The 7,029-nt window shown below is 59.2% G+C and carries 6 protein-coding genes; 3 read left to right on the top strand and 3 right to left on the bottom strand.

Going from position 1 to position 7,029, the window contains the following annotated elements:
• The first annotated feature begins 227 nt into the window (after positions 1–227).
• Both VN623_RS03250 and VN623_RS03245 read left to right on the top strand, forming a co-directional pair.
• A complete protein-coding gene (locus tag VN623_RS03250; RefSeq protein ID WP_325568077.1) occupies positions 228–557 on the top strand; it encodes a DUF3175 domain-containing protein in 330 nt (109 codons plus the stop codon).
• 50 nt (positions 558–607) lie between these two features.
• On the top strand, positions 608–1,042 hold the full coding sequence (locus VN623_RS03245; protein ID WP_325568074.1) for a heme-binding protein: 435 nt from the start codon (positions 608–610) through the stop codon (positions 1,040–1,042).
• A gap of 132 nt (positions 1,043–1,174) precedes the next feature.
• Here the strand turns inward: VN623_RS03245 and VN623_RS03240 are convergent, their stop codons facing one another.
• On the bottom strand, positions 1,175–1,438 hold the full coding sequence (locus VN623_RS03240; RefSeq protein WP_325568072.1) for a GlsB/YeaQ/YmgE family stress response membrane protein: 264 nt from the start codon (positions 1,436–1,438) through the stop codon (positions 1,175–1,177).
• Positions 1,439–1,763: 325 nt separating this feature from the next.
• On the opposite strand from VN623_RS03240, the gene VN623_RS03235 reads away from it, so the two are divergent.
• Positions 1,764–3,572, top strand: a complete 1,809-nt coding sequence (locus VN623_RS03235) for a hypothetical protein (protein ID WP_325568070.1) — start codon at positions 1,764–1,766, stop codon at positions 3,570–3,572.
• 24 nt (positions 3,573–3,596) lie between these two features.
• Here the strand turns inward: VN623_RS03235 and VN623_RS03230 are convergent, their stop codons facing one another.
• Both VN623_RS03230 and VN623_RS03225 read right to left on the bottom strand, forming a co-directional pair.
• On the bottom strand, positions 3,597–5,477 hold the full coding sequence (locus VN623_RS03230) for a putative bifunctional diguanylate cyclase/phosphodiesterase (RefSeq protein ID WP_325568067.1): 1,881 nt from the start codon (positions 5,475–5,477) through the stop codon (positions 3,597–3,599).
• 153 nt (positions 5,478–5,630) lie between these two features.
• Positions 5,631–7,004 (bottom strand): PLP-dependent aminotransferase family protein, encoded by a 1,374-nt coding sequence (locus tag VN623_RS03225; RefSeq protein WP_325568065.1) that lies wholly within the window; start codon positions 7,002–7,004, stop codon positions 5,631–5,633.
• Positions 7,005–7,029: the final 25 nt, after the last annotated feature.

Raw genomic sequence — 7,029 nt, 5'->3', positions numbered from 1 at the left:
CGCCACGGCAATCGACCGGCAGATATCAATGTAACGGCATTACATGTCCGAGGTTCCTCCTCGTCAAGGCTTTTTCAAAGTGAACTCGAGTTTCAACACGGGGTCGATTTGACCTGTTCGACCGTATACCCCGCATCGCCTCCCGTTGCGGCGTGGGAACCGCATAAAAGCGGGTGCGTTGTTGAGGCGGACACCCAGCCAGAAACTACGTTAAAGGCGGTGGCGAAATGCCAGCCTCCAAAAGTCGTCATCCGGCAAAGAAGCGCCCGGCGCATCGGGCCGAAAAGAAATACTGGTCAGCGGACGTCACGCGCAACAGCGACGCGTTGGACCTTGAATCCGACGTTTTCAAAAAACGTAATCCGTCCGATATTGCCATGTCGCTGAAGCGGTCGGCAGAACACAGCCGGCGGCGCAAAGCTTCACCGTTTCAATCGGCGATGTCGATGCTGACGTTCTATATCAATCGCGCGGGAAAGAACCTTTCGGCTAGCCGTCGCCGAACACTCGACCGCGCCAAAGACGAGTTGCGAAAAGCCTTCGGGAAAGACGGATAATCTGTTCGGTCGGACGCGGTGACGTTCTCAAGTCCAAAAGGAGATTGCGCGTGCACATCACAATCGAGAATGCAGTGAAGGCCGTCGAAGCCGCCCGCAAGGCCGCTGTTAAAGCGGGGCTCAAAATGTGCATCGCGATCGTCGATAGCGGCGGCAATCTAAAGGCGTTTCATCGCATGGATGATGCCTGGGTCGGATCAATCGATATTGCAATCAAGAAGGCCAAGACGGCAGTCTTCTTTATGATGCCGACCGGCGAAGTCGGAAAGCTGTCGCAGCCGGGAAAGCCGCTTTACGGGATCGAGGTATCCAACGAAGGCCTCATCACGTTTCCGGGTGGCCTGCCGATTGTGGATGAAGAGGGTGTGCTGGTCGGAGCGATCGGGGTCAGCGGCAGCACGGTGGAAGACGATGATGCCGTAGCGAGAGCCGGAGCCAAGATACTCGGTGTAACGGATATCCCTGAACATCCCTGGCGCACATAACTCATATAACTCAGCGGGACGAAAATTGAGCCAGCTGCTAAATCATCATACGCGTGGCACTCGAGCCAGGCGTTCCACTGCAGCTGAAGTCAAAGCAACTGGTCTCAATTCCCTCACGAAGAAATATTGCGATCAGGCGGCCCTTCGCACCAATCGCACGAGGAACAACAAGATACATGCTCCGATGGCCGCTGCGATGATCTCGCCAATCCAGCCCCCACCTAGGCGCAATCCGAGAAATGGAAATAATTCTCCAGCGATGAACGCACCGACGATGCCAACAATGATGTCTCCGATTAGGCCGAAGCCGCCGCCTTTCATGATCTGACCGGCAAGCCAGCCGGCAATCGCGCCGATAATCAACCAAATGATCAATGCATTGGGATCGAGGTTCATGTCACCCTCCGTTGTCGTTGCGCCCCCGAATCAGAACGCCCGACATCATCGGCGGCAAAACGCCTCTTGACAAGGCTGCCGCCTGATCCGGTTTCGCAGTTGCGAATCGTTCTCCGGGCCATTGCTTAGCTTCCGTCATAAGGTGCCGTCGCAGGGTCCGGGCCGACAGGCCTTTGCATTTTCTGAGCACGTCTTCCGTCTCCAATCGCCTGAGCGAACGGCGCGGGGCAGCTATGACCGTTCCAGAGTGTTGCTCTGCGGTTACGCCGCGATCTCCGTAATTCCGCTATCCCATTAAGCTCATGGTCGAGTACCGGAGTTGAAGATGCCCGAGCGTACGCAGCCGAGCCTAATCGGGCGAACCATCGACTACATTTTCGGGCGCAATACGCTGATCGGCGTTGCCTCGTTCATGCTGCTGATTATCTCCGGTTATGCGACGTGGCACGGCATGCGCGATTTCATCGTCGGCGTGTCGTCGACCGCGACGGCGCCGACCAGCGGCGGCATATCCATTTCGAACGATGTGCTCGTGATCGCCGTCGTCGTCGCGCTGACCTTCCTGATGTGGCTGACGCTGCGCGAGACGTTTGGCGCCAAGCGTCGATTGCGGGAGCGGCTGATCACATTCCCGCTCTACGTATTCCTCGCGATCTGGTCGATCGGCTTTGGATACGGATTTTGGTGGAGCCTGATCTCAGGTGAAGAAGCGACGCGTACCGGCCTCGCCGGGCTGCAGGAGGATGCCCGCGACGCCAGCGCTGTCGTCGCGGCGCGGCTAGAGGCCGTGCGCGGCCAGCTCGATAATGTCGTCAGCTGGTCCGACAGCCAGATGACGCGAGAAGAGACCAGCGGCGGCAGTTGCGGTGTGCCTTCAGGCGCCGGCAAGGGCCCGCTCTACAATGCGCGGCACAGTGTTCGCGATTCCGTCAGCACGCTCAGGGACGGCATGACGAAGTCGTGGCTTGAGCCCGTCCAAGCCGACATCGCATCGCTACGGCAAGCGGCTGACGTGCTGGGAGGTGCAACGGTCGAGGAGCGACAGCGAAATTTCGAGAACAAGGCGTCGGAAATTCGAGGGCTCGCGAGAAATATCGCGGCGCGCAGCAATCAGCTCGGGCGCTCGACGGCATCCGAGATGCGGGCGCTGGCGGACTCGGTGTCGGTGAAGCCGGGCAAATCCGGCTCGTCCTGCTTCGACCCGACACTTGCCGAGCGCCTGCGCGACGCGGCAGCGCAAGCCGAGCAGCCCGCTGAATTGAAACTGCGCGAGGCCGTCTTCAGCGAAGGCCCGGCCGGCGTCGCCAATGCGGTCAAGAACCTCTGGAGCAACATCGGCGCCTATACGTCGGGCGCGTTCCGGTATGTGTTCGCGGGCGGCAATCTCGTGACAACAGGGCACACGGGAGGCGGTGAACCCATCACCGGACGCGACGTCATTGCGCTGCTGGCGACGATCGGCGTCGATATGGGCCTGCTGGCGCTGGCGATCCTCAATCCGCCGCGCGAACCGCCATCGATCCGTCCATCGGGCTCACTCGCCCGGCAAATTCGCGACGCTATCGACACCGCGATCAATCGAGCTCCGGGTGCCGATCTCGAATGGGTGCGCCGGCATTTCGTGCATCACAACAAAGCGTCGTATCTCGTCATTCCGAATCTCTACAGCGCCGATCCGAACGACAAAGAGGAGTCGGCGAAGGGCATGGCGGTGAACCAGCTCGCGGGCGTGCTGAGCGATCTCGATCTGGTGCGCTGGCCGAAAGGCGGCAAATGGTGGCTGTTCAGAGAAAATGAGCTGAAGAAACTCAAGAACGAGGAATCTCTAGCCAGCGATACGGACCTGACGGACATCCGCAAGAAATGGGCGGAAGATCAGGGCATGACCGGCGAAGAAGCAAAAAAATACGCAGACAAACGCGCCGTCAGGAACCACGGATTGTTTTCGAAAGCCGAACGCGCTTTGCAAATTGCGGGCTGGAGCGAGTCGGCTCGCAACGACATCGAGATTTTCAAGCTGGTCGATACCGAGGGCCTGACGCCGCTACTGATGGTGCTCAACGATCCGCGCGGTGTCGAGAGCACAGCCGGTGATGATTCAGAGGCGGCACGCAGCGGAGCAGAGACGTCTTAAACTTGCGCGCGAAGTATCTCTTGCCTAGCGAACATCAGAGGCAGGCTCGAATTTTGCGCGGCATTCAGAAAGAACCTGATCGACCTCGCCCGCCGGCACGGGTTTGCTGAAATAAAAGCCCTGAAGTTCGTTGCAGCCTGCGGCCATCACCGTTTCGGCATGATCAAGTGTCTCGATGCCTTCGGCAACGGTGCTCATCTGCATTTGTTGTGCGAGACCCGACACGGCTTGGATGATGGCCAGACAGTCATTGCGTTTTGCAAAATCCAGGTCGCGAACGAAGCTGCGATCGATTTTGATCTTGTCGAATGGAAAGCTGCGTAAATAGCTGAGCGATGCGTAGGCCGTTCCGAAGTCGTCCAATGAAATGTGGACACCCAAGGCGCGGAGATTATGCAAGACTTCATGCGTTTTGGCCTCGTCGCGCAGCAGGACGCCTTCCGTGATCTCCAACTCCAGACGCCGAGGGGCAAGACCGGATTTCTCAAGTGCGCTGACAACCGCCTGATACAAATTCCCGCGTTCAAATTGAACCGCTGACAGATTGACCGTCACTCTGATGGGATCGGGCCACCGAGTGGCCTCGTTGCAAGCCTGACGCAGCGCCCACTCGCCCATTTCGACGATTGCGCCCGTTTCTTCTGCAAGGGGGATAAAATCCTCCGGAGCGATCGTTCCGAACGTCGGATGATGCCATCGCATCAGAGCCTCGAAGCCGGCCACCGACTGCTTCTTGAAGTCGACGATCGGCTGATAATAAAGCTCGAGCTGCTTCTCATCGACCGCCGCTCGTATGTCCACCTCCAGCTGGCGTCGCGTGATGTCCACCTGCTGACGACCCGGCTCAAAGAAGGCAATGACGCCGCGACCGGCCGACTTTGCGCTGTAAAGCGCCAAATCGGCGCTCTTCAAAAGGTCTTCGGCGTTGGATCCGTGCAAGGGCGCCAAGGCGATGCCAATGCTGGCGCCGCAAGAAACTTTTTGGCCGAGTGCGCAATGGGCTTCGGTCATGGCCCGCAAGATGCGCTGCGCCAGTTTTTCCGCGTTGGCCGGCTCTCCGCCCGCCTGCAGCACAGCAAACTCGTCACCACCTAGGCGAGCGACGACATCGCCCTCCCGAACGACTGCGACGAGGCGTTTAGCGACACTCTTCAGCAATGCGTCTCCGACCGGATGGCCGAGCGTGTCGTTGACTTCCTTGAACCGGTCCAAATCGACCCAATGCAGAGCGAATCCGTGTCCCGGCTTCGCACTCTGCAGGGCGTGCTCCAGCGCTTCGCGAAAATGCAAGCGGTTGGCGATCTCGGTAAGTGGATCGTGCCGAGCCAGCCAATTGATCTTCTGCTCGGCCTGGCGGCGCTCGGTGATGTCTTCTTGAATATCGACCCAACCGCCGTCCGTCAGCGGCTGATTGGTCACCAGTATCACTCGTCCGCACTTCAGATGCTGCGTGTGCGTGAATGTCTGGCCTTGCGCGAGTTGCTCAATGTGACGCGCAATCCAGGCGCGTTGCTTCTTGCGGTCTTCCGGCCCGTCGCGCCCCGTCTCCTTCTTGACGTGATGGCGGACCAGTTCGGCGAGGGTCGTCCCGGGACGCGCCAACCGTTTTGGCAGGGCGTACATTTCGCGATAGGTCTTGTTGCAGACGACAAGGCGTTGTTCGGCGTCGAACATCGACAAGCCCCGCGCCATATTGTCGAGCGCGATGTTGAACCTGCGATTGAGCTCCTCAAGTTCCTTCTTATGCCTGGACTCGTCGGATTCGATCTTGAGCGAATCCAGAGCATGCCCAAACTTGGCGACTTTCCGGCTGCTAAGAGCGGATGGAGCAGCGGCCGATCTGACGACCTCGGGAAACGGCGCTACATTGGATGTGGTTTGAGATCTGCGGGTGGCGTGACGCACGAGTGAACCCCGGTTGGGACGAATTCAATCGTGCAGCGTACAGATCATCTGTGGCTGGTCGCTTAATGACCGGAGGCAATCTGTTAAGCAACAATTGGAATTTATAACTAAGGTTAATGGAGCCCTAACGCGCAGCGGCGCGTGGATATAGGTTCAGACGACTTGCTCTTCGTAAGCCTGAGACCTCAACGCATCTCGCAATATCTCCAGCGCTTTCAGGAGCAGGGGCCGGCTGCGAGCGGCTCCGAGCGCAATTCGTATGCAATTCGGCGGCGCCTCGGTCGTCGCGAAAGCTTCGCCCGTTACGACCGCGAGGCCGCGTTTCTGCAAGTGAGCGGCAAAGCGCAAGCTGGACCAGCCTTCAGGAAGCGGCAGCCAGATGTGATGTCCATTGGGATGCGCGGAATAGGCTTGGCCGGCTAGGACGTCGCGCGCAAGCGTCTGACGGGCCGCAGCTTCCGCACTGACGGCCGCGATAATCGCGTTGGCGCTGCCGTCTCGCATCCAACGCGTCATGATCGCGACGATTAGAGGCACCGACATTTGCACCGTCGCGCGAAGTATGCTCGTCAGCCGGGCAGACGCCGCGGCCTCCGGCACAACCAGCAATGAAACGCGAAGACCGGGCGCAATGCATTTCGCAAGGCTGGCTGCCAAGTATGCCCGCTCGGGGATCAGCGTCGACACCGGCTTGATGCCCGATGTCAGAAAAGCGTAAGGGTCGTCTTCGATTAGCGTCAACGCATGCTTTCGGATGATTTGTGCGATGCGCGCCCTGCGCTGAGGCGTCATCGTTGCAGTCGTCGGATTGTGCATCGTCGGCATCAAGTAGATGACCTTGGCTTTATGCCGGTGGCAGGCGCGCTCCAGTGCCTTTGGATCAATTCCCTCCGCATCCATCTCAATCCCAATGAGATTGACTCCAACCACCGCAGCGGCGGCCTTCAGGCCGGGATAGGTCAGGGCTTCGGTAAAAATGCTATCGCCCGGCTTGGTCAGCGCGAGCAGAAGACAGAGGAGAGCGGACTGCGTTCCCGGTGAAATAATGAGGCGATCTCCGGTGACGCCCGGAACCAGAAACTGAAGCCAATCGGCGGCCTGGTGCCTTTCGCCTGCGGTGCCACCGGACTCGTGGTAATTCAGAAAGGCCTCGAGATTGGATGCAGCGCGCACGTCGGCAAAGGCTTTCGCCAAGTGTCCGCTCAGCTCAGCATCCTGAGGCTGCGGGGGAAGATTCATGGAAAGGTCGATGCCAGGCAGCGCAAGTGTTCGCGGTGCCGGCGTCATTCCAGCTTTCACGAATGTGCCGCGCCCAACCCTCGCTTCGGTGAGACCCTGCCGTCGCGCTTCCGTGTAGGCACGGGTCACCGTGGTCAAATCTATTCCGAGTGCCTCGGCCAAGGCCCTATGGGTCGGCAACGCCTGGCCGTGACGAAGGCGTCCGGCAGCAACGTCATCAGCCAGGGCGCTGACGATGCGCTGATACAAAGGACCCTGACGGTCGGCAATTGTAGGCGTCCAATCCATACAAGCGTGTCATCTCGCGCGTTGT

Source organism: Hyphomicrobium sp., assembly GCF_035572195.1.
Taxonomy (GTDB): domain Bacteria; phylum Pseudomonadota; class Alphaproteobacteria; order Rhizobiales; family Hyphomicrobiaceae; genus Hyphomicrobium_B.
Note: the sequence above shows the minus strand (reverse complement) of the source record. Positions and strands in the feature narration are given on the sequence as shown.